This window comes from Pseudomonas jinjuensis, from assembly GCF_900103845.1.
GTDB classification, from domain to species: domain Bacteria; phylum Pseudomonadota; class Gammaproteobacteria; order Pseudomonadales; family Pseudomonadaceae; genus Pseudomonas; species Pseudomonas jinjuensis.
The window spans coordinates 88,472-114,162 of sequence record NZ_FNIJ01000017.1 but is presented as its reverse complement, the minus strand read 5'-3'; the positions used below and the strand labels follow the sequence as shown (position 1 = coordinate 114,162).

The window sequence follows — 25,691 nt, the reverse complement described above, 5'->3', positions numbered from 1 at the left end:
TCAGCGGGGCTCCTGCCAGCCCTTCCGGCCGGCGTCGTAGGGAAGCTTGACCTTCTTCGCGATTGGCAGGCCATCAGGACCGAGCTCGTTCGTGTAGATATCTCCGCCATCTCCCGACTGGATTCCCGTGCCGCTGGACCTATCCATGATCACGTTGGTATCCGGCACTCCGTCGCCATCCGAATCGAATAGCGCATAGTTCAGCTGGCCCCCGCTGTACAAGTCGGCAGCGATGGAACCGTGGCTGATCCCGCCATCACAGGGATCACCGCCAGGCGTGATCACATTGAACAGGGCGAACTGCATGTCGAGTATTTGCGGCTTCTCGATCACCCTCGTGCCATCCGCCGGTAGATCCACATACCAGCCCAGACTGGTGGACTCCAGCTGGTTGGAAGAGAGACCGGGCGGGTTCAGCTCGAGCGTCTGCTCCAGCAACATGGAACGCCCCGAAACTGCCGTTCCGGTGTCGAAGACCGCGTACAGGCTTTCGACCTCCGGCTTCTGCGACAAGGCAGGCAACTCGTTGTCGCCCACCCGGTAGAAACGTCCCGTGCCGAACAGAACCATCACCTCGCCCTTGCGATTGAGGGCGGCGGAAACCGCTGCCGTGATCGGCTGCATGGTCCCGTCCGCCAGCTCCGCCCGGAACATCGGCCCACCATTGAGCGACGGCGGAATGGCCGACGCGCCACCGTCATCGCCGGCAAGATCCACGCGCCAGAGATTGCCCTTGCTGTCGCCGACGTAGAGCCGGTTGGCGGTGACGCCGCCAGCGGTGTTGATGGCGGTGACGGTCCCCAGGTCGCCAGCACCGGCAAGCGTCACGCGCGATAACACCGAGCCATTGGCGGCATCGAGTATCCAGATATAGCCATGGTTGGCAGTCGGATCGTGGGCACCGGAGGTCACGATCACGACGAACTTGCCCGAACGCAGGGCGGCCAGAGCCGGCTTGCCAAGTGTGTAGCCCATGTCCGGATGGCTGAACTCCCAGAGCACGCTGCTCCTGCCCATATGCGCCGGATCGGTCACGTCCAGGGCGAACACGCTGTTGCCACCCGCGCCAGCGGTACCCACCAGCAAGGTCTTCCATGCGCTGCCGGTCCATGCATTGCCGATCACCGGCGTCCCGTCGACGAAGTAGCGATGGGTGTAGGCCGGATCGGCCAGTTCATGCAGGTTGGGAAAGACCGAAGCCGGTACGTAGGCGAACAACTCCTCGCCACCCGAACCACTCGCGACGGTGCTGGCGTCGAAGCCATGGAGCATGCCGTCATTGGCTCCGACCACGACCAGAGGCACGCGCTGTTGATAGGTATCGGACTGCAGGAATTCCAGATAGGTACTTCCCAGCGTTTTCCCGTTGCCCACGGAGGATGCCAGGGAGTCATAGGGCTGCGGATCGTGCCAGGAGTAAGCCGGCAGGGAGTTGACGATATCGCCCAGTCGACTGCCGCGCTGCCGGTAGGGCCTGGCCGCGGAGTCATCATCTGGAGAGGTTTTCTCCTGCACACGCGAGCCACGAAGATATTTCAACAAAGCCTGTGCCTGGTTCGGATCGGCAGCCAGCGCGGAACGCTGCTCGGCCGAGAGGTCGCTCCAGGTAAAGGTCGCCCCTTGCGTGGCGATGCTGGGCGAATTGCCCGGCGCTCCAGTGGCCGGTCGGACGGTGAGGATATTTCGCCCCCCAAGTTGGGCGTCTGTCAGCGCATCGAGCTTGCTGCCCGCGGCCCAGGCCTGCGAATAGCTCACCGCTCCATCGGTGCCTACGCTCGCCTTCCACATCAGCAGGTCCCCACTCCAGTAGCGGGGATTGAGTGTTGCGGTGAAGACTCCGGATCCAACCGCAACACGAGAGCTGCTGAACGAAAGGTTTCCGGTACTTTTCGCCTCGTCCGCCGCGATCAGGGCGAACGCCTTCTTCAGGCTCTCGCGCATGGTGACGGGGTCGCCTCCCGTGAAGAAGTTGTCCGGGCGCGGGTCTCCGGTGCTCAGGATGTCCGAATTGGTATGCCACCAGTCAATCGGCAGGGGCGAACTGCGGTCGTAGACATAGTTCTTCGGCACAGTGAAACCACCGTACTTGGCGGCGAGCCAGTACTGGTTGCGCGAACGGTTGGTCAGAACGCCACCTTCCTGCACGTCCACCCAATAGGTGGAAACCGTCTGCTTGCCTGGGAGATCCGGACGGATGTCCTTCACGTGCGCGTCGTAAGCCAGCCCGGCGATGTAGAGGGAGCCGCCGTCGTTGTGATCGAAGAGGGTAGTTACACCCTCGATAAGTCCCACCCGCCTGGTTGATTCTTCCGCGTCCACGGTCTTGTCGTCTGCGACCAGCTGCGGCAAGTCCGGCTCCGCAGTTGTACCTTTGCCCCCGGGCAGGTTCTTGTCCCCGTGCGTGTTGACGTCACCGATACCGAGGATGGCGTTCTTCTGGCAGGAGTACCTGATCGGGTCGTCCCAGCTGGTGATGACCGGGAAATTGTCGATTTCGTTACTGGTCGGGCTGGCTGACCACTCGGGGACGTTGCCCTGATTCTTCAGATAGCGAGTGGCCGCGTAGTAGAGCTCGCTGACATTGTCATACGACTTCGCTCCCAGCTCGCCGAACTTGTTGATGTAGTTGGCGACACCGCTTCTGCTCACCGGAACGCCCGGAGCGACGAGCAGGGTGTCCACCGCATCGGCCGGAGAGGGATTTTCCAGGAATATCCCGGTGACCGGCGACCACTCCTTGTCCGGGTTGTCTTCACCCGTATCCAGAACCGGCCCCACGAATTTCTGCCGCGCCCGCAGAACGCCGCCATCGCGTTTGATATTTTCCCGATTCTCCCACCCATATCTGTTATTGAGATAACTGAAGACGCTGAACCGCATTTTCTTCGAGTACTGCTGCAACAACCCTTCCGGCTTGTAGTTGCTGCCATATTGGCGACAGTTTTCCTCCAGCAGATTGGCCGAGGCGCAGACCTGCACCCGAACATAGACCTTGTAGGTTTTCGCGGGATCGACAGCTACGCCGGGCTGGTAATCGACTGGAGCGCCGGGGAATTCAGCGCTCTGGCTGAACAGCATGCTTCGCTCCTGAAGGCGGATACGGGTATGGAACCCGCTCCCGGAAAAGGGCGTGGCTCCCCCTGCTTCACTGCTGGCGATGGAACGATCGGGAAACCCCCACTGGAAGCTTCGGGCCTTCTGCAGAACCGTCAGCCCCACGGTGTCGATGAAGCGGTCTCCGCCGGTCAGGGCGGAACGGAAGGTATCGATGGTCTGGGTCGCGGCCCAGTTCAGGTAGTTGCCGCTCCAGTTACCGGAACAGGCATGGCCGGCCGCAAGGCCGACCGGTCTGAAATACCGATCGGCATCCGCGGAACCGTACTGGTAGCTGTAGCACTTGTCCGGGTCGAAGTACCCGGCGAATGTCTTGCTCGCCGAGTAGGTGCCATCGATATTGGCCGCGCTGACGACCGTGGGGTATTCCACGGACGGCGTCAGCACCAGGCTTCCCGGAACGCTGCCGCCGCCGACCTGCAGCGGTGCCTGGCTGACGGGCCCGGCCTGCAACGAACCGCTCAAGCCGATGATCACCCCGGTGCCGAGGCCGCCCAACCCTCTCCATACAGTCCGACGCTTCACATTGGTCTCCTGAAATACGCCCCGGCATCACCGGAGGAAATAGATGCTGGTCAACGAGGCGCTGGCGACGGAATCGCCTCCAGCGCTTTCCCCCATGCCGTACCCGGTGGCCCGGATCTGGACGACGGCGCCGTAGGCGGACCTGCCCTTGCCGACTTCCAGCCCCTCGTTGTTGATGTCCCGGAGGTACTTCAGGCTGTAGGTGGGCTTGCTCGAAACGTCCGGCGCGCCCTTCTCCAGTTCGCCCCGGTAGGAGAAACCGCTCAGCTCCACCCCGGCCCTGGCGTCGTAAGCCGCGTGCCCGATCGGCATGCTCCTGAAGATCTCGCGGCTCTCCTGCTCCCCTGCGCGCAGCGCCGCTTCGGCCGCCTGGAACGAAATCATCTGCTCGCGCAGATTGCCGGCCATGCGTTCCTCGAGATTGGCCCCGCGCATGCCGGCCAGCCCGATGATGGTCAGCAGCAGCAACATGACCAGGGCGACCAGAAGTACCGCCCCGCGCTGCGATGGTCCGTGCATGGACAGCCTCCTCATGGCAGGTAGTTGCGAATGGCGGTGGTGCTGCCCACCACCAGGCGCATACGGTGGTCCGGCTTGTCGGGCACGGTCCTGCCGTCGAACTCCACGCCCATCGGCGTATCCATGACGTTCGCCGAACGGCTCTGCAGCAGCAGGCCGATGCGCACCGCCAGCACCTTCGGCCAGTCGCCGGCCGACATCTCGGCGGCCGCCTTGTACTGCCCGATGCCATCGGCGCCCTCGGCCTGCACGCCATAGCGCAGGCTCAGGCCGGCGACCCCGGAAACCAGCTCGTTGCCGCCGCTGCTGTCGGTGACGAAGAGCGCCGGGTCGCCATCCGAGCCCGTGCCGATCCAGTAGATGGCGTAGCGATAGGGATAGGCCCGGGTCGCGCTCTCCAGGAAATGCTCCAGGGAGCTATCCGCCGTGATGCTCTTTCCGCCTTCACCGGTGTTCTTCACGATCCGGCAGGAGCGTTGGTCGGAGAGGACGTAGAACGCTCCCGGCGCCGCGTTGCCCTCGGCCAGGGTGACGGTGTCGCCCGCGATCGAGCGGGCCTCGAGCCCCGCGTCCGTCGCGTACTTGACCAGCAGCGCATCGGTTCCCGCCAGCCGCCCCGTCGGTACCCAGGTGGCGGTCACCTTTCCGCCGACGCCATTGATACCGGACCGATCCAGCGAATACAGGTCGCTGCCCGAGCCACTGCCATTGCCCATCCCGGCAAGACAGGCGCCCCGGAATCCCGCGTTGCGCAGGTCGAGCGTGATGGTGTCCAGGGCGAAGCGGCCGTTTTCCTGCAGTTCCGCGAGCGCCATGTTGGTCAGGTAGGTGTTCTTGCTGGCGAGAAAGACCTGCAGCACGCCGGCCATCAGCAGCAGGCTGAGGGCCATGGCGATCAGCAGTTCGACGAGCGAGAGTCCGTGCTGGTGGATCGGCCGCATGTCAGAGACTCGTGTGATAGGTGAAGGTCTGCCGGTCGCCATCGGAACCGGCATCGTCGGCCTGCCGAATCCGCCCATGCCCGTCGTCCCAGCGGACGGAGATGGTGGCGCCGTACAGGCTGCCGTCCCGGCTCACCTGGATCGCCCCGCTGCCGGTCCCGCCCAGGGCGGTACAGACCCTGTTGAGCCATTGGCTCAGGTCCGCCTGGGCGCGAGTGCCGCCGACGACCTCCGGGCAGCCCTTGGCAACGTCGGCGAATTCGACGTCGTAGGCGTTGTCCTGTGCGGCCTTCAGGTTGGCGCGCATCAGGTCCGCCATCTCGTAGGCCAGCCAGGACGCCTGGGTTCGGTAGTAGGCGCTGTGGCTGGAGGCGAGGCCGGTGTTCTGCAGCCCGGCGAGCCCGAGCAGGCCGATCGACAGGATGACGATGGAAACCAGGAGTTCGATCAGGGTCATGCCCTGCTGCCTGCCCGAACCGCTCATGAGCAGGCCTCCCGGCTCAGGAACACCCGGCCCACGGGATTGATGGTGACGTTGAAGGGTTGGGAATCCGGACACGGCACTCCGACCTGCAGCGTGGTCCTCCGGGCGACCCGCCCCTGCGCGTCATAGGTGATCGCCTGGCTGTCGGCCTCGACGCCTCCCTCGCCCTGCAGCGGGTCCCAGGCCCTGATCACCGTATCGCCACTGATGACCAGCCAGCCCGATTTCCACCCGGCGCCCGGCTCGCAGGCCGTGGCATCCGCATTGCGCGGGCAGACCTGGACGCTGGCCCGGCGCATCACCGCCTCGCTGCGCGCCAGGTTCAGGGCGCTGACCAGCTGCTGCGCAACCGCCCGTGCGCCGGTGTCGCGGATGGTGCCGGTGAAGCTGGGCGCGGCGATGGCCAGCAGGATCGCCAGGATCGCGACCGTGACCATCAGCTCGACCAGGGTGAAACCATCGAGGCTTGGGCAGTTGTTCATGAGCATCGCCTTGCAGGGAACAGGTGCAGAGCCGGGGCTGTCTGCGGCTCCGCCTAGGGTGCAAGGCATGCATGGGTCAGGTCGGCCAGACCGATCCGACAGCGCGGAAGGAAATGTCCTGCAGGCTTGTACAGCGAAATACGCGGCGCTGTAGGAAATGCTCTGAAGGACCGCTCACCCTTCATTTACTACCGCTCATCCCCAACGCGGACATGAAAAAGCCACTCCCGGAAGTGGCTTTTTCATGCTGGAAAACGCGAGCGCCGCTACTGTCCGGTCTGCTGCACGATGATGGTCTGCGCCGGCATCGGCGCCGGGAAGTCGGTGCCCAGCGCGTCCTTGATGGTCCGGTTGGTGTCGAAATACACCTGCCAGTAATTGTCGTTGTGGCAGTACGGACGCACCGCCAGCACCGGACCGACCAGGTTGAATTCGAGGATTTCCACATCCACCGGCGGGTCTTCCAGCACGTTGGGAATCGCCGCGATGCGCTGCTTGAGCAGGGCGACGGCAGCCTGGTAGTCCGCCGCGCCGGACAGCTGCGCCTTCAGCTCCACCCGGCGGAACGGGTTCTGGCTGTAGTTCTGGATGGTGTCGCCGAAGATCTTGTTGTTGCCGACCAGGCTCAGCACGTTGTCCGGCGTATTGATCGCGGTGACGAACAGGCCGATTTCCTTCACCGTGCCGGTCACGCCGCCGGCGGTGATGAAATCGCCGACCTTGAACGGCCGCAGGACGATGATGAAGGCGCCGGCGGCGAGGTTCGCCAGCAGGCCGGACCAGGCCATGCCGATGGCCACGCCGGCTGCGGCGATGAGCGCGGCCAGGCTGGTGGTCTGCACGCCGAAATAGCCGAGGATGCCGATCACCAGGATGATGTTCAGGGTGACGCTGATGAAGGAGCCCACATAGCGCAGCACGGTGGGATCGACGCTCTGTCGGGCCAGGGCCTTCTCCACCATGCCCACCGCCAGGCCGATCAGCCAGCGGCCGATCACCCAGAAGGCGATGGCGGCGAGAATCTTCATGCCGAAGGCGATGGCGTACTGCGATACGGTTGCCCACAGGGCAGAGATCTTTTCCGTGCCGACGTTGACTATGGTCGTTTCATCCATGGCCGGTTACTCGTGGAGGTTGGGGAGTAACCAGAAAAGCTAGCACGGGATTGCGCGCCTGCCGCTTCGCCAGGAAAACGGAGCGGCAGCCGGGCTGGAGCATCCCGCGCATTGCACGCGGGATGCAGCCGGTCACAGCGAGGGAATCAGCGCGGAATGTTCGGCTTGCGGGTCGCGCGCTTCTTGCCCTTGGCGTAGCCGGTGGCCTTGCCTTCCTCGGCCCTGCTCCACGGCTTGGAGCCATCGCTGGCGCGCGGCGGCAGGCCGGTGTGCTGGGTCAGCAACGGCTTGCCGGTCTTCTTGCTGCCGAGCGGCGTGGAGTTCTTGCGGCGCGCGCTCTGGTAGCCGCCATCCCCGGCCGGCTGGTGCGTCGGGATCAGCTGGTGCTTGCCGTTGCCGATCAGGTCGGCGCGGCCCATGTCCTTCAGCGCCTCGCGCAGCATCGGCCAGTTGTTCGGGTCGTGATAGCGCAGGAAGGCCTTGTGCAGGCGGCGGCGGCGCTCGCCCTTGACGATGTCCACGCCCTCGCTCTTGTAGGTCACCTTGCGCAGCGGGTTCCGGCCCGAGTGGTACATGGCCGTGGCGGTGGCCATGGGCGACGGGTAGAACGCCTGCACCTGGTCGGCACGGAAGCCGTTGCGCTTCAGCCACAGGGCGAGGTTCATCATGTCCTCGTCGGTGGTGCCGGGGTGCGCGGCGATGAAGTACGGGATCAGGTACTGCTCCTTGCCCGCCTCCTTCGAGTACTTCTCGAACATCTGCTTGAAGCGGTCGTAGGTGCCGATGCCCGGCTTCATCATCTTCGACAGCGGGCCTTCCTCGGTGTGTTCCGGCGCGATCTTCAGGTAGCCGCCGACGTGGTGGGTCACCAGCTCCTTGACGTACTCCGGCGACTCCACGGCGAGGTCGTAGCGCAGGCCCGAGGCGATGAGAATCTTCTTCACCCCCTTCAGGTCGCGGGCGCGGCGATACAGCTGGATCAGCGCGGAATGATCGGTGTTGAGGTTGTCGCAGATACCCGGCCAGACGCAGGATGGCTTGCGGCAGTGGCGCTCGATCTCCGGGTCCTTGCAGGCGATGCAGTACATGTTCGCGGTCGGCCCGCCGAGGTCGGAAATCACCCCGGTGAAGCCCGGCACCTTGTCGCGGATTTCCTCGATCTCGCGGATGATCGAGTCTTCCGAACGGCTCTGGATGATGCGGCCCTCGTGCTCGGTGATGGAGCAGAAGGTGCAGCCGCCGAAGCAGCCGCGCATGATGTTCACCGAGAAGCGGATCATCTCGTAGGCCGGGATCTTCTCCTTGCCATAGGCCGGGTGCGGCACGCGGGCGTACTGCAGGCCGAACACGTAGTCCATTTCCTCGGTGGTCAGCGGGATGGGCGGCGGGTTGAACCACACGTCCTGCTCGCCGTGGCGCTGCACCATGGCGCGCGCGTTGCCGGGGTTGGTCTCCAGGTGCAGCACGCGGTTGGCGTGGGCGTAGAGCACCGGGTCGCTCTTGACCTTCTCGTAGGACGGCAGGCGGATCACCGTGCGCTCGCGCTCCAGGCGCGGGTGCGGCAGCAGTTGCACGACCCTGGCCTCGTTCGGGTCGTCCTGCTCGCCCTTGTCCTGCTCGATGGCGCAGGCGGCGGTGTCCTGGGTGTTCACGTAGGGGTTGATGATCTTGTCGATCTTGCCCGGGCGGTCGATGCGGGTGGAATCCAGCTCGAACCAGCCTTCCGGGGTGTCGCGGCGGATGAACGCGGTGCCGCGCACGTCGGTGATGCTCTCGATCGACTCGCCGGCGGACAGGCGCTGGGCCACTTCCACCACGGCGCGCTCGGCGTTGCCGAACAGCAGGAGGTCGGCCTTGGCGTCCATCAGGATCGAATGGCGGACCTTGTCCTGCCAGTAGTCGTAGTGGGCGATACGGCGTAGCGAGGCCTCGATGCCGCCGAGCACGATCGGCACGCCCTTGTACGCCTCGCGGCAGCGCTGGCTGTAGACCATGCTGGCGCGGTCCGGGCGCTTGCCGGCCTGGCCGCCGGCGGTGTAGGCGTCGTCGGAGCGGATCTTCCGGTCGGCGGTGTAGCGGTTGATCATCGAGTCCATGTTGCCCGCGGCGACGCCGAAGAACAGGTTCGGCTTGCCCAGCTTCATGAAGTCGTCCTTCGACTGCCAGTCCGGCTGGGCGATGATCCCGACGCGGAAGCCCTGGGCTTCCAGCAGGCGGCCGATGATGGCCATGCCGAACGACGGATGGTCCACGTAGGCATCGCCGGTGACGATGATGATGTCGCAGGAATCCCAGCCGAGCTGATCCATCTCCTCCCGGCTCATCGGCAGGAAGGGCGCCGGGCCGAAACACTCGGCCCAGAACTTGGGATAGTCGAACAGTGGCTTGGCGGCTTGCATCACGGGCACCGGGGGTATCTCTAGGAATAGGGAGCGCAAAAACGCGGGCGCGGAATATAGCACAAAAATTGAGCAATTCCGACCGGAACGCTCAGTCGGAACCACTATCGCGAGCGCCTGCCGCGGGACGTCGGCGCAGGTGCCGATCTTCGCCCGGAGCCACTCAAACGGGCAGGTAGCGCCTGGGTACGCGCGCCGTGACCTTGGTCAGCAATTCGTAGCCGATGGTCCCGGCGTGACTGGCGACCTCGTCCACGGACAGGTTGGCGCCCCATAGTTCCACCGGGTCGCCGACCCTGGTGTCGGGCAGATCGCTGAGGTCCACCGCCAGCATGTCCATCGACACCCGCCCCGCCAGCGGCGCGCGCCTGCCGCCGATCAGCACCGGCGTGCCGCTCGGCGCGTGACGCGGATAGCCGTCGGCATAGCCGCAGCTGAGCGTGCCGATCCGCGCCGGACGCTGGGCGACCCAGGCCGCGCCGTAGCCGACGCTCTCTCCCGGCGCCACCTCGCGCACCGCGATGAGCGCGCCCTGCAGGCTCATCGCCGGGCGCAGGCCCAGTTCGGCGGCGGACAGATCGGCGAAGGGCGAGGCGCCGTAGAGCATGATTCCCGGGCGCAGCCAGTCCATGTGCGCGGCGGGGATGGTCAGCACCGCCGCGGAATTGGCCAGGGAGCGCTGGTCGAAATCCAGGTCGAGCAGGCCGAGGAAGGCTTCCACTTGGTCCTCGGTATGCGCATCGCCGCGCAGGTCGGCGCAGGCGAAATGGCTCATCAGGTTGAGCTCGGCCACCTGTGGCGCCTGGCGCAGGCGTGCGTGCCACTGGCGCAGCTCGGCCGGGGAAAAGCCGAGGCGGTGCATGCCGGAATCCAGTTTCAGCCAGACGTTCAGCGGCGCCGGCAGGCTGGCGGCGAGCAGCGCCTGCGCCTGCTCCACGCCCTGCACCGCCACATCCAGTTTCAGCTGCGCGGCGGCCAGGTATTCCGCCGACTCGAAGCAGCCTTCCAGCAGCAGGATGCGCGCCGTGGCATGCGCGGCGCGGACTTCCAGCGCCTCTTCCAGGCAGGCCACGGCGAAGCCGTCGGCGTCGTCATGCAGCGCGCCGACCACTTCCCGCGCGCCATGCCCGTAGGCATTCGCCTTGACCACCGCGAACGCCGCGCGGCCCGGCGCGCAGCGTTTGGCCAGGGCGTAGTTGTGACGGATTGCGGAAAGATCGATGGTGGCGACGAGGGGGCGCATGGGGTTCCGGGCTGAAGGCTGAAGGCTGAAGGCTGAAGGCTGAAGGCTGAAGGCTGAAGGCTGAAGGCTGAAGGCTGAAGGCTGAAGGCTGAAGGCTGAAGGCAAACAGCATACCCCCCTCCCACTCCGCATCAAGCTCTTACGCACAGCCTCCAGCCTTGTTCGTCTTCATTCGTCTTCGAAGTTGTACATCCCCGGAGCGAGGTTCTCGAAGCGGCTGTAGCGACCGAGGAAGGCCACGCGCACGGTGCCGATGGGACCGTTACGCTGCTTGCCGATGATGATTTCGGCCACGCCCTTGAACTCGGTCTCCGGGTGATACACCTCGTCGCGGTAGACGAACATGATCACGTCGGCGTCCTGCTCGATCGCTCCGGATTCGCGCAGGTCGGAGTTCACAGGGCGCTTGTTGGGGCGCTGTTCCAGCGAGCGGTTGAGCTGCGAGAGCGCCACCACCGGACAGTTGAATTCCTTCGCCAGGGCCTTGAGCGAGCGGGAAATCTCGGAAATCTCGTTGGTGCGGTTATCGCCGGCGGAACCGGGAATCTGCATCAGCTGCAGGTAGTCGACCATGATCAGTCCGATTTCGCCGTGCTCGCGGGCCAGGCGGCGGGTACGCGCGCGCATTTCCGAAGGCGAGATGCCGGCGGTGTCGTCGATGAACAGCTTGCGGTCGCTGAGCAGGTTCACCGCCGAGGTCAGGCGCGGCCAGTCGTCGTCGTCCAGCTTGCCCGAACGCACCTTGGTCTGGTCGATGCGGCCGAGCGACGCGAGCATACGCATCACGATGGAGTCGGAGGGCATTTCCAGGGAGTACACCAGGATGGCCTTGTCGCTGCGCATCAGGGCGTTCTCCACCAGGTTCATGGCGAAGGTGGTCTTGCCCATGGACGGACGGCCGGCGACGATCACCAGGTCCGCCGGTTGCAGGCCGCTGGTCTTCTCGTCGAGGTCGGTGAAGCCGGTGGAAATCCCGGTCAGCGCCTCGGCGGTGTTGAACAGGTGGTCGATCCGGTCGATGGTCTTCACCAGGATGTCGCCGATACCCACCGGGCCGCCGGTCTTCGGCCGCGCCTCGGCGATCTCGAAGATCTTGCGCTCGGCCTCGTCGAGGATTTCCTCGGCGTTGCGCCCCTGCGGGTTGAAGGCGCTGTCGGCGATGTCGCTGCTGATGCCGATCAGTTGCCGCAACGTGGCGCGCTCGCGGATGATGTTCGCATAAGCCTTGATGTTCGCCACCGACGGCGTGTTCTTCGCCAGCTCGGCGAGATAGGCCAGGCCGCCGACCTGCGACAGCTGGCCTTCCTTGTCCAACTGCTCGGACAGGGTGACCACGTCGAACGGCTGGTTGCGCTCGGCGAGCTTGTAGATCGCCCGGAAGATCAGGCGGTGGTCGTGACGGTAGAAGTCGCCGTCGGATACCGCATCCAGCACCCGCTCCCAGGCGTTGTTGTCCAGCATCAAACCGCCCAGCACCGATTGCTCGGCTTCGATCGAATGCGGCGGAACCTTGAGGGCGGCCGTTTCCAGGTCGTACTGCTCGGGGAGGGTGATGTCGGTCATGGGCTCGCTGGATAAATGAGGAAGGCAGAAAAACAAAGGGCGCGGCACCCGGAGGGGCCGCGCCCGATGTTAGCGGACTGCTGCAGTGGAATGCATCAGCCCAGCGACGGATCGCTTACTCGGCGACCACGACCACGTGCAGAGTGCTTTCGACGTCGGTGTGCAGTTGCACTTCGACGTTGTACTCGCCAACGGTACGCAGCGGGCCGTTGGGCAGGCGCACTTCGGCCTTTTCCAGCGGGTAGCCGGCAGCGGATACCGCTTCGGCGATGTCGCGGGTGCCGATCGAGCCGAACAGCTTGCCTTCGTCACCGGCGTGAGCGCCGATGGTGACGATCAGCTCGGCCAGTTGGGCAGCGCGAGCTTCGGCATCAGCCTTCTTCTCGGCAGCGGCCTTTTCCAGCTCGGCGCGGCGCTCTTCGAACGCAGCGACGTTGGCAGCGGTAGCAGCGGTGGCCTTGCCCTGCGGCAGCAGGTAGTTACGGGCGTAACCGCCCTTTACGTTCAGCTTGTCGCCCAGGTTGCCCAGTTTGGCGATCTTTTCCAGCAGGATGACTTCCATTTGAGTCTTACCTCTTAACTTTTAACCTTCACCGTTCGTGGGCCCCTGGCGACGGGCCAGGCGACCACGAAAATCAAACAGACTGTCGACCACGGCGACAAGACAGATCACATTTCCCAGCAGCAGCACCAGCAGGTACAGCAGCACCAGCCAGGGTCCCGGCAGACGCTTCAGCGCCACCAGCCCATGACCGAGCGCCAGCCCGGCGAACAGCAGCGGCACGGCGCAGATCGGCGCCAGCACCGTGGCCTGCGGACCGAGCAACGGCAGTACCAGCACGCCCAGCAGCAGCCCGATAGCCGTAGCCGGCGACAGGCGCAGGGCGCGGAACTCGCGGCCGAACCCTTGCGGGTTGTACAGCGCGGCCTGCCAGTAGCGCGCCAGCATCAGGCACAACAGGCTGATCGATTGCAGCGATGCCGCCATCAGGCCGGTGATGGCCGGGACCATCTCCGCCTGCAGGCTTGCCTGCTGTTCCGCCGGAAGCTGCGCCTCCGACAGGACTTGCGGCAGCATCTTGCGGAAAGCTTCCGCAAGGCTTTCGATCAACCCCGCCGATACCGTGCTCAGCAGCAGTGCGAACACCACGCCGAGCCCGACGCTCGCCAGCATCACCCGGTTCCAGGGCGCGCCGTTGCGCAGAACCTGCGCCAGCACCGCACTACCCACCAGAACCAGCGAAACGCTGGGATCACCCAGGTACCACCAGGCCAGTGCCGGGAGCATCGCCCAGGCGATGATGCCGATGGCATCGCTCGCCCCGCGGCGCAACAGCACCAGACTGCCTGCTGCGGCGCCCAGCCAGAACAACGGCTGCAGCACCGCGGCTGCGACGACCACAAGGGTCGCCTGCATGCGGCCTCGCATGACGAATTCAGCCAATGCGCGCATGCGATCTATCCATTACCTCGTGTCGACTGCCCGATCTCAACGGCCGTGGCTGTCGGTGTAGGGAAGCAGGGCCAGGTAGCGGGCGCGCTTGATAGCGGTGGCCAGCTGACGCTGGTACTTGGCCTTGGTGCCGGTGATGCGGCTCGGAACGATCTTGCCGGTTTCGGAAACGTAGGCCTTCAGGGTGTTCAGATCTTTGTAATCGATCTCTTTCACGCCTTCAGCGGTGAAACGGCAGAACTTACGACGACGGAAGAAACGTGCCATGGAATTGGCTCCTCAATACTGGTCCGTGATTACTCGTCAGCGCTGTCGCGGCTGTCTTCGCCGTCAGCGGACTCGTTGGATTCGGGGCGTTCACGGCGCTCGCGGCGCTCGTTGCGGCTTTCCTCGGCCTTCAGCATTTCGGACTGGCCGGTGACGGCCTCGTCGCGACGGATCACCAGGTTACGGATCACGGCGTCGTTGTAGCGGAAGTTGTCTTCCATCTCGGCCAGGGCCTTGGCGGTGCACTCGACGTTCATCAGAACGTAGTGAGCCTTGTGCACGTTGTTGATGGCGTAAGCCAGCTGACGACGGCCCCAGTCTTCCAGGCGGTGAACCTTGCCACCGTCTTCTTCGATGGCCTTGGTGTAACGCTCGACCATGCCACCGACTTGTTCGCTCTGGTCCGGGTGAACCAGGAACACGATTTCGTAATGACGCATAAATGCTCCTTACGGGTTGCAGCCTGCCGACGATGCGGTCAGGCAAGGAGTGAATGTCTAATTGACTTGCCGGCGTGCGAATACCTGCCCGGACGGCAAGGGGCGACATTCTAGAGAAGGGGGGAAGGTGGCGCAAGGCAATTGACGATTATTTGTACAGATGGAGCGGGGGTTCTTCGTAGGAGCGAGCTTGCTCGCGAACCGGGCGAGCACGGGGCCGGCGCCGTTCGCGAGCAAGCTCGCTCCTACCAGAACAAAGCTAAGCGCCGGTCTTGAGCTGGCGCTGCCGGACGATCTCGAACAGGCACACGCCCGTCGCCACCGACACGTTCAGGCTGCTGACGCTGCCGCCCATCGGCAGCCTGGCGAGGTAGTCGCAGTGCTCGCGGGTCAGCCGGCGCATGCCCTTGCCCTCGGCGCCCATCACCAGCACGGTCGGCCCGGTGAGATCGAGCTCGTAGAGGGTCTGGGTCGCCTCGCCGGCGGTACCGACCACCCACAGGCCGCGCTGCTGGAGTTTTTCCAGGGTGCGCGCGAGGTTGGTCACCGCCACCAGCGGGATCACCTCGGCAGCGCCGCAGGCGACCTTGCGCACCGTGGCGTTGAGCGTGGCCGACTTGTCCTTCGGCACTATCACCGCCAGGGCGCCGGCGGCATCGGCGGTGCGCAGGCAGGCGCCGAGGTTGTGCGGGTCGGTCACACCGTCCAGCGCCAGCAGCAAGGCGGGACCCGGCGTGCGTTCGAGCAGCTCGTCGAGCATGTTCTCGCCCCACACCTGGCTCGGGCTGACCTCGGCGACCACGCCCTGGTGCACGCCTTCGGCCCACTCGTCGAGTTCCTTGCGCTCGCGGGTGCCGACCGGCACGCGAACCTTGCCGGCCAGCTCGACCAGCGCCTGTACCCGCGGATCATGGCGGCCTTCGGCCAGCCACAGCTGCTTGACCCGCTTCGGATGATGGCGCAGCAACGCCTCCACGGCGTGCACGCCGTAGACCCTTTCCCACTGACTCATGACTTGACCTTACGCTTGCGGACTGCACCGCCCTTGGCGGCGCCGGATTCGGCTTTCGGCCTGGAAGGCCCCTTGCGATGCTTGCCGGACTTGGCCGGCTTGCCGGCGGCCGGAGCCTTCGCCTTGGGCTGGTCCGCGCCCTTCGGCTTGGCATTGGCGGCCTTGCCCTTGCCTTTTCCGGCCGGCTTGCTGCCCGTCCGCGCCTCCGCCAGCAGCGACTGCTTCAGCGCGCGGCTGCGCTGCACATCGGTATTGCCGAGCATTTCCTCGGCCTGGGCGAGCATTTCCGGCGCCACCGCCGGCAGTGCCTGCACCGTGCCGACCTTGCGCTTGCGCGGCTGGACGGCGGGAGCCGGGTCCGGCGTCCGGGCGGCCGGGGCGGGTTCCTCGCGGACCTTGCCCTTGCGCCCCTTGGCAGCCTTCTTCTCCGGCGCCCTGTCGTCGCGCTTGCGCCGGCCGATCGGTGCGCTGAGCACGTTGTCGGCCAGTTCGAAATCGATCTTGCGCTCGTCCAGGTCGACCCGCGCCACCACCACTTCGGTGGTATCGCCGAGGCGGAAGCTGCGACCGGTGCGCTCGCCGGCCAGGCGGTGGTGCACCGGGTCGAAGTGGTAGTAGTCGCCCGGCAGCGCGGTGACGTGCACCAGACCCTCCACATAGATGTCGGTCAGCTCGACGAAGATGCCGAAGCCGGTCACCGCGGTGATCACGCCGGGGAAGGTCTCGCCTACCCGCTCGCGCATGTATTCGCACTTCAGCCAGTTGACCACGTCGCGGGTCGCCTCGTCGGCGCGCCGCTCGGTCATCGAGCACTGCTCGCCAAGCTGCTCCAGGCGCGGCTCGTCGTAGGGATAGATGCGCGCCTTCGGCATGCTCGCCGCGCCGACGCGCTGGACATGCTCGGACTGCCGCTTGGAGCGGACCAGGCTGCGGATCGCGCGGTGCACCAGCAGGTCCGGATAGCGGCGGATTGGCGAGGTGAAGTGGGTGTAGGCCTCGTAGTTCAAGCCGAAGTGGCCATGGTTCTCCGGGGCGTACACCGCCTGGCTGAGGGAACGCAGCATCACCGTCTGGATCAGCTGGAAGTCCGGACGGCCCTGGACCTTCTCCAGCAGCGCCTGGTAGTCCGCCGGGGTCGGTTCGCCCTTGCCGCGGTACAGGGTCAGACCGAGTTCGCCGAGGAACTGGCGCAGGTTGTTCAGCTTTTCCTGCGGCGGGCCGTCGTGGACCCGGTACAGCGCGGGAATCTCGTGCTTCTCGAGGAACTTGGCGGTGGCGACGTTGGCCGCCAGCATGCATTCCTCGATCAGCTTGTGCGCGTCGTTGCGCTGGGTCGGGCGGATTTCCGAGATCTTGCGGTCGGCGCCGAAGACGATGCGCGTCTCCTGGGTCTCGAAATCGATTGCCCCGCGGCTATGCCGCGCCGCCAGCAGCACCTTGTACAGCGCATAGAGCGTGTCCAGATGCGGCACCACGTTCGGCAACTGTTTCTTCAGATGCTCGGCACCGGGGCTGTCAGGCGTCTCCAGGTACTGGCTGACCTTGGTGTAGGTGAGCCGCGCGTGGGAGTGGATCACCGCCTCGTAGAACTGGTAGCCGGTCAGCTTGCCGGCCCTGGACAGGCTCATCTCGCAGACCATGGCGAGCCGGTCGACCAGTGGGTTCAGCGAACAGAGGCCGTTGGAGAGAATTTCCGGCAGCATCGGGATGACCCGCTCGGGGAAATACACCGAGTTGCCGCGCCTGGCCGCTTCCTCGTCCAGCGCCGAGCCGACCTTCACATAGTGCGAGACGTCGGCGATGGCGACATACAGCCTCCAGCCGCCACCCTTGCGTTTCTCGGCGAATACCGCGTCGTCGAAGTCGCGGGCGTCCTCGCCATCGATGGTGACGAACGGCAGGGCGCGCAGGTCGACGCGCTTCTCCTTGTCCTTCTCCGCCACTTCCGGCTTGAGCCTGGCCGCCTCCTTCTCCACGCCCTGCGGCCAGACGTGCGGAATGTCGTAGCTGCGCAGCGCGACTTCGATCTCCATGCCCGGCGCCATGTAGTCGCCGAGCACCTCGACCACCTCGCCCTGGGCCTGGCGGTGCACGCTCGGCCAGACGTCGATGCGCACCTGGACGAACTGGTTGTGCTTGGCCTTGCCGCTCTTGCCCGGCGGGATCAGCACTTCCTGCTGGATCTTCGGATTGTCGGCGACCACCGTGCCGATGCCGCTCTCCTCGAAGTAGCGGCCGACGATGATCTCGTGGGCGCGCTCGATCACTTCCACCAGCGCGCCTTCGCGGCGGCCGCGGCGGTCGAAGCCGGATACCCGTGCCAGCGCGCGGTCGCCGTCGAACACCAGGCGCATCTGCGCCGGGCTGAGGAACAGGTCATCGCTGCCGTCGTCCGGGATGAGGAAGCCGAAGCCGTCGCGATGGCCGGAGATGCGGCCGCGGATCAGGTCGAGCTTGTCCACCGGCGCGTAGGCGCCGCGGCGGGTATAGATAAGCTGGCCGTCGCGCTCCATGGCGCGCAGGCGGCGGCGCAGTGCCTCTTCAGGCTCCTCGCCGTGCAGGCCGAACTCTTCTATCAGTTGCGCCCGGGTGGCGGGCGCGCCGCGTTCGGCGAGATGCGCCAGGATCAGTTCGCGGCTGGGAATGGGGTTTTCGTATTTTTCCGCCTCGCGGGCGGCCTCGGGGTCGAGGTTTTGCCAATCGGCCATCAGGGTGAAATCACCTTTTCGTTCATTAGTAAGGTCGTCATATACCTATTGAAGCGCGAAATCCGCTCGTCGGTCAGCTTTGCCCCTGAATAAATTTTTTATCGCATCAGGGGTTTACAAGCGGAAAGGGGCTCTTTATAGTTCGCGCCCACAGCGTCGCTGAGACGTTGTAACACGGAAACGATGAGCAATCATCGACTCCAGTGCCCAGGTGGCGGAATTGGTAGACGCACTAGGTTCAGGTCCTAGCGGTGGCAACACCGTGGAAGTTCGAGTCTTCTCCTGGGCACCATCTTCAAGCACAAAGCCGAGCACTGCTCGGCTTTGTGCTTTCTGCGATCCGGAAACTCCGGCGAGGGCGCAACCGCAAGGCTGCGCCCTCCCCTATTTCAGGCCTTGAACTGACCGAGACTGGCGCGCAACTGGGCCGCCAGGTCGTCCAGCACCCGCCCGCTACCCGCCGTCTCCGCCACCGCTTCGGCCGCGCGACTGGCTTCGGCGTGGATCACCTCCACCCGGCCGCGCACCGCCACCGCGCCTTCCGCCTGCTGCTCGGCCGCTCGTGCCGCCGACTCGATGGCGCCATGCACTTCCTCCACCGCCTGCTGCACCTCGCGCTGCAGACGCTCGCTGTCGAGCAGCGCGGCCAGCCCCTGGGCAGCCTGTTCGCGCGCCTGGCCGATGGCTTCCACCGCCTCGCGCGCGCCGGCCTGCAGGGCGCCGATATGCGCCTGGATATCGCCGGTGGACTGCTGGGTCTTGCTCGCCAGCGCGCGCACCTCGTCGGCGACCACGGCGAAACCGCGCCCGCTCTCGCCGGCGCGGGCCGCCTCGATGGCGGCGTTGAGCGCCAGCAGATTGGTCTGTTCGGCGATACCGTGGATCACCGACAGCACCACCTCGATCTGCTCGCTCTGCTGCGCCAGCCGCTCGATCACGCCGGCGCCGTTCTGCACCCGCGCCTCCAGGGTTTCGATCAGCCCGCCGACATTCCGCGCAATGGCCGCGTTGTCGTTCGCCGCCTTGCGGATGGCCGCCACCCGGTTCAGCGCGTCCTGCATGGCCCGGCTTTCCACTGCCGCCTCGGCGGCCATTCCCGACAACGCCTCCAGACTGCCGGCCACCTCGTTGCGCTGGCGATCCGCAGCCGCCTCGGCGCTGGCGCTGCGCGACGCCAGGGCGGCGATTTCCGTGCCGGTGCGCTGCGCCACCTGGCCGGCCTCGCGGACGATGGGCTGCAGTTTGTCGACGAAGCGGTTGACCGCCGCCGCCATCTCGCCCACTTCGTCACGGCTGTCCAGACGCACCCTGCGGGTCAGGTCGCCCTCCCCGGCCGCCAGGTCGTTCAGCGCATCGATCAGCAGGCGCAACCGGCTGACCACGCGACGGCCGAGGACCAGCGCCAGCACCAGCAGCACGCCCAGCCCGACCAGCACCAGTCCCGCGCCGATGCGCCAGCGCAGGCTGCTGGCGGAATCCTCCACCGCACCACGGGCACTCTCGCTCATGCCGGCGGCCACCTGGCGGGCCGACTGCAGCCGCGCGCCCAGCGCCGCACTGCTGTCGGCGGCGGCGCTGGCGAGGCTTTCCGCCACCAGTTGGTCGCCGCTGGCGATCAGCGCGGAGAAGCGAATGTCCAGGGCCTGTATCTGCCGGTCGATATCCTCGGTCGACATGCCCAGGCGCACGGTGCCGATCAGCACCCCGTTCGGACTGATCGGCGCGTTGACCAGGATCACCGAGTCGTCGTGCGCCGCCGCCTCCAGCACCTTGTCCAGCGCGCGCTCGCCCTTGCCCTTGGCGAGCAGGGCCTGGATGCGCGGGTCCTGGCGGTTCAGGTAGCGGGTCAGATGCTGCCCCTGCGGGTCGTCGTAGACCACGAAGAGCACGCTCGGATTGGCCTGCGAGCGCCTGGCGTATTCCGAAAGCGTGGGCACGTCGTTGTCCCACATCGCCTTGGGCGCCACCGCGGCGAGCAGCTGGGCGAGCTGGTCCGCCGACTGCCGCAGCCCCTGCTCCAGGCTCTGGCGCAATTCGCCGCGCTCCGCTTCCAGGCGCGCGGTCAGTGCCGCGCCCAGGCGCTCGCGGGTGTTCGCGGAAAGCTCGCCCAGGCCGGACGACAATTCCTTGCCGGCCCGCTCCAGCTCGCCAGCGAGGTTCTGCGACTCGCCACCCAGGCGCGCACCAAGATCCTCCACCAGATGGTCGACGGTGCTGCGGGTAAGCCACAGCGCGATCAGCAGTTGCACCAGCAGCGCGATGCCGAGGGCGATGAACACGGGGCGCAGCAGACGGCTGCGCAACAGGGAAAGGACGGCGGACACGGTGCCTCCAACGGTAACGGATTCATGACGCGAAATGCGCCGATCCGATTCGCCAGCAAGGGCCGTGCCGTCACCGGAATTCGCCATCCCGAAACGACAACGGGCCGCATGAGCGGCCCGTTGCAGGTACGGCGAGAGGAATCAGCCGAACGGATGACGCAGGATGATGGTCTCGTTGCGATCCGGGCCGGTGGAGATGATGTCGACCGGCGCGCCGACCAGCTCTTCCACGCGCTTGATGTAGTTGCGGGCGTTGACCGGCAGCTCGTCCAGCGACTGGGCGCCGACGGTGGATTCGCTCCAGCCCGGCATGTCCTCGTACACCGGCTGCAGGCCGATGTAGCTGTCGGCGTCGGTCGGCGCATCCACCAGCAACTCGCCGGCGGCGTTCTTGTAGCCGGTGCACAGGCGGATGGTTTCCAGGCCGTCGAGCACGTCCAGCTTGGTCAGGCACAGGCCGGAGAGGCTGTTGATCTCGATGGCGCGACGCAGGATCACCGCGTCGAACCAGCCGCAACGGCGGGCACGGCCGGTGGTGGCGCCGAACTCGTGACCCTTCTTGGCCAGGTGCGCGCCGACGTCATCGAACAGCTCGGTCGGGAACGGGCCGGAACCCACGCGGGTGGTGTAGGCCTTGGTGATGCCGAGGATGTAGTCGAGGTACAGCGGACCGAAGCCCGAACCGGTGGCGGTGCCGCCGGCGGTGGTGTTGGAGCTGGTCACGAACGGATAGGTGCCGTGGTCGATGTCCAGCAGCGACCCCTGGGCGCCTTCGAACATGATGTTCTCTTCGGCGCGGCGCAGGTTGTGCAGGGTCGCGGTGACGTCGGCCAGCATCGGCTCCAGCTGCTCGGCATAGCCCATGCACTCTTCCAGGGTCTTCTGGAAGTCGATGGCCGGCTCCTTGTAGTAGTTCTGCAGGACGAAGTTGTGGTAGTCCAGCAGCTCGCCGAGCTTGGCGGCGAAGCGTTCGCGATGGAACAGGTCGGCGACGCGCAGGCCGCGACGGGCCACCTTGTCCTCGTAGGCCGGGCCGATGCCGCGGCCGGTGGTGCCGATCTTGGCGTCGCCGCGGGCCTTCTCGCGCGCTTGGTCGAGGGCGACGTGGAAGGACAGGATCAGCGGGCAGGACGGGCTGATGCGCAGGCGCTCGCGCACCGGTACGCCCTTCTCTTCCAGCTTGGCGATTTCCTTCAGCAGCGCGTCCGGCGCCAGCACCACGCCGTTGCCGATCAGGCACTGCACACCTTCGCGCAGGATGCCCGACGGAATCAGGTGCAGAACGGTCTTCTCACCGTCGATCACCAACGTGTGGCCGGCATTGTGGCCACCCTGGTAGCGCACAACGGCAGCAGCCTGGTCGGTGAGCAAGTCGACGATCTTGCCCTTGCCCTCATCACCCCACTGGGTGCCCAGGACTACGACATTCTTACCCATAACTCTCGTCCCCATCGTGGATGTTCGATGCCGGCCGCAGCCGGCGGAAACTCTGGATGCCGCGCTCGTTCAGAGCGGCAGCACCTGCCAATTGCCATCGCGCTGCAGCAGCTGCCGGTCGCAGCCCGCCTCGCGCGCAGAAGCGGCATCCTGCCCGTGCAGCGCCTGCACCACGCGCTGGCCGTCGCGGCGCAGCCGTTGCACCGCCTGCCACAATCCGGCGCCATCGGCGGGCGCCCAGATGCCGCTACGCGGCTGGTCGAGCTGCGCCTGGCCCAGCGTCACCAGCGTCTTCAGATCGGTGGAGAAGCCGGTGGCCGGACGCGCGCGGCCGAAATCGGCGCCGATATCGTCGTAGCGTCCGCCCTGGGCGATGGATTCGCCCACGCCCGGCACGAACGCGGCGAAGACCACGCCGGTGTGATAGTGATAGCCGCGCAGCTCGCCGAGATCGAAGTACAGCGGCAACTCCGGGAAGCGCGCGGTCAGCGCATCGGCGATGCTTTCCAGCTCGGCCAGCGCGTCCAGCACCGGCTGCGGCGCGCCGCCCAGGCATTCGCGGGCCTGAGCGAAGACTTCACGGCCGCCGCACAGCTCGGCCAGCGCGCGGAGCATGCCGGCGAGGTCGGCCGGATGGCCCTCGGTCAGCGCGGCGACTTCGTCCACCGCCTTGCGCTGCAGGGCGTCGAACAGCAGTTGCTCGGTTTCGCCGGACAGGCCGGCGGCGCGGGCCAGGCCGCGATAGATGCCGACGTGGCCGAGGTCCATGTGCACAGCCGGCACCTGGGCCAGCTCGAGCATCTCGAGCATCAGGCTGATCACCTCGACGTCGCTGTTCAGGCTGGCATCGCCGTAAAGCTCCGCACCCAGCTGGATCGGGCTGCGCGAAGTCGCCAGCGCGCGCGGGCGGGCATGCAGCACGCTGCCGGCGTAGCACAGGCGGCTCGGGCCCTCGCGGTGCAGGCTGTGCGCATCCATCCGCGCGACCTGCGGCGTGATGTCGGCACGGAAACCCATCAGGCGCCCGGACGCCGGATCGGTCACCTTGAAGGTGCGCAGGTCCAGGTCGTCGGAAGCGCCGGTCAGCAGGGACTCCAGGTATTCGATATGCGGGGTGACGACGAATTCGTAGCCCCAGCGCTGGAACAGGTCCAGCACCTGACGGCGGGCTGCTTCGACGCGCGCCGCCTCCGGTGGCAGCACTTCTTCGATTCCATCTGGCAGCAGCCAGCGGTCTACCGTTGCCATGTCGCCTCTCCCCTTTCAGCCGGGCGGCAATTCAATGAATGCAGTAAAGAAGGATGGTGCCGAGCAGCATGCTGCCCAGCCCGATGAGTCTCAGACTGCGGTCGCTCAGGCGACCGAGCCCGCTCACGGCGTCGCGCCAGCCACGCGGATACAGGAATGGAAGGATGCCTTCCAGCACCAGCAACAGACAGAGCGCTTTGCCGAATTCCTGCCACATGGCTCTCGTACATGAATCTCGCGGACGCAAAAAAGCCGGGATTTCCCGGCTGACCCATGATAACACGTTTTCTCCGGCGGGCGGCACCGCCCGCCGGAGAACGCACTCACTGCCTAGACTTCTCCAGATAACGGAAGAACTCGCTGTCGGGATCGAGCACCAGCATGTCCTTCTTGTCCGCGAAGCTTTCGCGGTAGGCCTTCAGGCTACGGGTGAAGGCATAGAACTCGGGGTCCTGGCTGTAGGCGCGGGCGTAGATCCCCGCCGCCTTGGCATCGCCGTCACCGCGGGTTTCTTCCGCCTCGCGATAGGCCTCGGCCAGCAGCACGCGGCGCTGACGGTCGGCGTCGGCGCGAATGCCTTCGGCCAGTTCGCGGCCTTTCGCACGATGCTCGCGGGCCTCGCGCTCACGCTCGGTGCTCATGCGGTCGAACACGCTGCGGTTGACTTCCTTCGGCAGGTCGATGGCCTTCACCCGGACGTCGAGCACCTCGATGCCCAGTTCCTTCTGCGCCATGCGGTTGAGCGAGGCGGTGATGTCGGCCATCAGCGCATCGCGCTCGCCGGACACCACCTCGTGCAGGGTGCGCTTGCCGAACTGGTCGCGCAGGCCGGCTTCGAGACGCCGCGACAGGCGCTCGTCGGCGACCTGCTTGAGGCCGGACGTCGCGGTGTAGAAGCGCTCGGCATCGGCCACCCGCCACTTGGCGAAGGCATCCACCATCACCGCCTTCTTCTCCAGCGTGAGGAAGCGCTGGGTCGGCGAGTCCAGGGTCAGCAGGCGTCCGTCGAACTTCCGCACCTGGTTGACGTACGGAATCTTGAAGTGCAGGCCCGGCTTCACATCGGAATCGACCACGCGGCCGAAGCGCAGCAATACGGCGCGCTCGGTCTGCTGGACCACGTACACCGAGCTCCACAGGACCACGGCAACGACCACGCCCGCGATCAGGGTGATCAGAGACTTGTTACTCATCAGCGACTCTCCCTGGAACGCGGATCGCGCTGCTGCAGGTCGTTAGCCACCCGCGAGCCGAGATCCGGCGTGCTGCTGGTACTGCTGGGCGCAGCGCTCGCGCTGGAGGAGCTGCGGCCACCGGTCATCATCTTGTCCAGCGGCAGGTAGAGCAGATTGTTCTGCCCCTGCTGGCCGGTGACCAGGACCTTGCTGGTCTGGCTCAGGACTTCCTGCATGGTGTCGATGTACAGACGCTCGCGGGTGACGTCCGGAGCCTTGCGGTATTCCGTGGCCAGCTTGGTGAAGCGGTCCGCCTCACCCTGGGCCCGGGCAACCACCTCGTCGCGGTAGCCGTTGGCTTCCTCGATGATGCGCTGCGCCTGACCGCGCGCTTCCGGAACCACGCCGTTGGCGTAGGCCTCGGCCTGGTTCTTCTCGCGCTGCTCGTCCTCGCGGGCGCGGATCACGTCGTCGAACGCTTCCTGCACCTCGCGCGGCGCCGCGGCGCTCTGGATGTTCACCTGGGTCACGGTGATGCCGGTCCGGTAGGTATCGAGGAAGCGCTGCAGACGCTCGTGAACCTCGGTAGCCATCTGCTCGCGGCCCTCGGTGAGGATGCGGTCCATGGTGGTGGAGCCGGCCACGTGGCGCAGGGCGCTCTCGGTGGAGTGCTGCAGACTGACTTCCGGCTGGTCGACGTTGAGCACGAAGTCCTGCAGGTTGCTGATCTTGTACTGCACGGTGAGCGGCACTTCGACGATGTTCTCGTCCTCGGTGAGCATCTGCCCCTGCTTGCTGTAGGCGCGCTCGCGGGTGACGTTCTCCTGGAACTTCTTGTCGATCGGCGGGAAGTAGATGTTCAGGCCGGGACCGACCGTCTCGTGGTACTTGCCGAAGCGCAGGATGACTGCCTGCTCCTGTTCGTCGACCACGTAGACGGCGTTGTACAGCCAGAGCACGGCGAGCACGGCCAGGCCGATGCCGAAGATGCCCAGGCTGCCACCCTTGCCGCCACCGGAGCCGAAGCCCCCGCCACTGCGCTTCTTGCCGAAGATACCGTTCAGGCTGTCCTGCAGCTTGCGGAACGCCTCGTCCAGGTCAGGCGGACCCTGGCGACCGCCGCCACGGCGACCGCCCCATGGGTCCTGGTCGTTCTTGTTGTCACCCGGCTCATTCCAGGCCATAGCGCTCTCCATCTGAATAACGCGAAAACGCGCCTACGGCGCGCCCACCAATGCTACA

At 65.9% G+C, this 25,691-nt stretch carries 21 protein-coding genes, 1 tRNA gene and 1 pseudogene; 1 reads left to right on the top strand and 22 read right to left on the bottom strand.

Going from position 1 to position 25,691, the window contains the following annotated elements; genetic code table 11:
• The 15 genes from BLR75_RS21620 to rnr form a co-directional block, all read right to left on the bottom strand.
• Positions 1–3,639, bottom strand: a complete 3,639-nt coding sequence (locus tag BLR75_RS21620; RefSeq protein ID WP_139207051.1) for a pilus assembly protein — start codon at positions 3,637–3,639, stop codon at positions 1–3.
• A gap of 27 nt (positions 3,640–3,666) precedes the next feature.
• Complete coding sequence (locus BLR75_RS21615; RefSeq protein WP_245726181.1) at positions 3,667–4,158, bottom strand: pilus assembly PilX family protein; 492 nt, start codon at positions 4,156–4,158, stop codon at positions 3,667–3,669.
• Positions 4,159–4,169: 11 nt separating this feature from the next.
• Positions 4,170–5,099, bottom strand: coding sequence for a PilW family protein (locus BLR75_RS21610; protein ID WP_169720280.1), 930 nt, complete (start codon positions 5,097–5,099; stop codon positions 4,170–4,172).
• A 1-nt stretch (position 5,100) separates the two neighbouring features.
• Positions 5,101–5,583 carry a type IV pilus modification protein PilV gene (pilV, locus tag BLR75_RS21605; RefSeq protein WP_084314019.1) on the bottom strand — a complete coding sequence of 161 codons (483 nt, stop codon included), beginning with the start codon at positions 5,581–5,583 and terminating at the stop codon, positions 5,101–5,103.
• On the bottom strand, positions 5,580–6,065 hold the full coding sequence (locus BLR75_RS21600; protein ID WP_169720279.1) for a GspH/FimT family pseudopilin: 486 nt from the start codon (positions 6,063–6,065) through the stop codon (positions 5,580–5,582). The genes pilV and BLR75_RS21600 overlap by 4 nt, the downstream gene beginning before the upstream one ends.
• A gap of 266 nt (positions 6,066–6,331) precedes the next feature.
• Entirely contained in the window at positions 6,332–7,180 is an 849-nt protein-coding gene (locus tag BLR75_RS21595) for a mechanosensitive ion channel family protein (RefSeq protein ID WP_084314017.1), read from the bottom strand.
• Between the two features lie 146 nt (positions 7,181–7,326).
• Entirely contained in the window at positions 7,327–9,579 is a 2,253-nt protein-coding gene (locus tag BLR75_RS21590; RefSeq protein ID WP_084314016.1) for a YgiQ family radical SAM protein, read from the bottom strand.
• Between the two features lie 163 nt (positions 9,580–9,742).
• Positions 9,743–10,822 carry an alanine racemase gene (gene alr / locus BLR75_RS21585; RefSeq protein WP_084314015.1) on the bottom strand — a complete coding sequence of 360 codons (1,080 nt, stop codon included), beginning with the start codon at positions 10,820–10,822 and terminating at the stop codon, positions 9,743–9,745.
• A gap of 168 nt (positions 10,823–10,990) precedes the next feature.
• The gene (dnaB, locus tag BLR75_RS21580) at positions 10,991–12,385 is read right to left on the bottom strand and encodes a replicative DNA helicase (protein ID WP_084314014.1); all 1,395 of its coding nucleotides are present in this window, start codon (positions 12,383–12,385) and stop codon (positions 10,991–10,993) included.
• A gap of 115 nt (positions 12,386–12,500) precedes the next feature.
• Complete coding sequence (gene rplI, locus BLR75_RS21575; protein ID WP_084314013.1) at positions 12,501–12,947, bottom strand: 50S ribosomal protein L9; 447 nt, start codon at positions 12,945–12,947, stop codon at positions 12,501–12,503.
• A 21-nt stretch (positions 12,948–12,968) separates the two neighbouring features.
• Entirely contained in the window at positions 12,969–13,838 is an 870-nt protein-coding gene (locus tag BLR75_RS21570) for a hypothetical protein (RefSeq protein ID WP_084314012.1), read from the bottom strand.
• A gap of 36 nt (positions 13,839–13,874) precedes the next feature.
• On the bottom strand, positions 13,875–14,105 hold the full coding sequence (gene rpsR, locus BLR75_RS21565) for a 30S ribosomal protein S18 (protein ID WP_003095634.1): 231 nt from the start codon (positions 14,103–14,105) through the stop codon (positions 13,875–13,877).
• 29 nt (positions 14,106–14,134) lie between these two features.
• Entirely contained in the window at positions 14,135–14,545 is a 411-nt protein-coding gene (rpsF, locus tag BLR75_RS21560) for a 30S ribosomal protein S6 (RefSeq protein ID WP_084314011.1), read from the bottom strand.
• A 259-nt stretch (positions 14,546–14,804) separates the two neighbouring features.
• Positions 14,805–15,557, bottom strand: a complete 753-nt coding sequence (gene rlmB / locus BLR75_RS21555; RefSeq protein ID WP_084314010.1) for a 23S rRNA (guanosine(2251)-2'-O)-methyltransferase RlmB — start codon at positions 15,555–15,557, stop codon at positions 14,805–14,807.
• The gene (gene rnr / locus BLR75_RS21550; RefSeq protein ID WP_084314009.1) at positions 15,554–18,265 is read right to left on the bottom strand and encodes a ribonuclease R; all 2,712 of its coding nucleotides are present in this window, start codon (positions 18,263–18,265) and stop codon (positions 15,554–15,556) included. The genes rlmB and rnr overlap by 4 nt, the downstream gene beginning before the upstream one ends.
• Positions 18,266–18,470: 205 nt before the next feature.
• On the opposite strand from rnr, the gene BLR75_RS21545 reads away from it, so the two are divergent.
• A tRNA-Leu gene (locus BLR75_RS21545) sits at positions 18,471–18,557 on the top strand.
• A gap of 97 nt (positions 18,558–18,654) precedes the next feature.
• Here BLR75_RS21545 and BLR75_RS27405 read toward each other — a convergent pair.
• The 7 genes and pseudogenes from BLR75_RS27405 to hflK form a co-directional block, all read right to left on the bottom strand.
• Positions 18,655–19,539: a methyl-accepting chemotaxis protein gene (locus tag BLR75_RS27405; protein ID WP_371858144.1), complete on the bottom strand. Its 885-nt coding sequence runs from the start codon at positions 19,537–19,539 to the stop codon at positions 18,655–18,657.
• Positions 19,513–19,773 (bottom strand): annotated as a pseudogene (locus BLR75_RS27400) (HAMP domain-containing protein); the annotation flags it as partial. The pseudogene BLR75_RS27400 and the gene BLR75_RS27405, both read right to left, overlap by 27 nt.
• A 957-nt stretch (positions 19,774–20,730) precedes the next feature.
• Positions 20,731–22,026, bottom strand: a complete 1,296-nt coding sequence (locus BLR75_RS21535; protein WP_084314007.1) for an adenylosuccinate synthase — start codon at positions 22,024–22,026, stop codon at positions 20,731–20,733.
• Positions 22,027–22,095: 69 nt separating this feature from the next.
• A complete protein-coding gene (locus tag BLR75_RS21530; RefSeq protein ID WP_084314006.1) occupies positions 22,096–23,274 on the bottom strand; it encodes an ATP phosphoribosyltransferase regulatory subunit in 1,179 nt (392 codons plus the stop codon).
• 31 nt (positions 23,275–23,305) lie between these two features.
• Positions 23,306–23,491, bottom strand: coding sequence for a DUF2065 domain-containing protein (locus BLR75_RS21525; RefSeq protein ID WP_084314005.1), 186 nt, complete (start codon positions 23,489–23,491; stop codon positions 23,306–23,308).
• Between the two features lie 106 nt (positions 23,492–23,597).
• A complete protein-coding gene (hflC, locus tag BLR75_RS21520; protein ID WP_084314004.1) occupies positions 23,598–24,467 on the bottom strand; it encodes a protease modulator HflC in 870 nt (289 codons plus the stop codon).
• Positions 24,467–25,633, bottom strand: coding sequence for an FtsH protease activity modulator HflK (gene hflK, locus BLR75_RS21515; protein WP_084314003.1), 1,167 nt, complete (start codon positions 25,631–25,633; stop codon positions 24,467–24,469). Before hflK ends, hflC begins: the two co-directional genes overlap by 1 nt.
• Positions 25,634–25,691 lie beyond the last annotated feature (58 nt).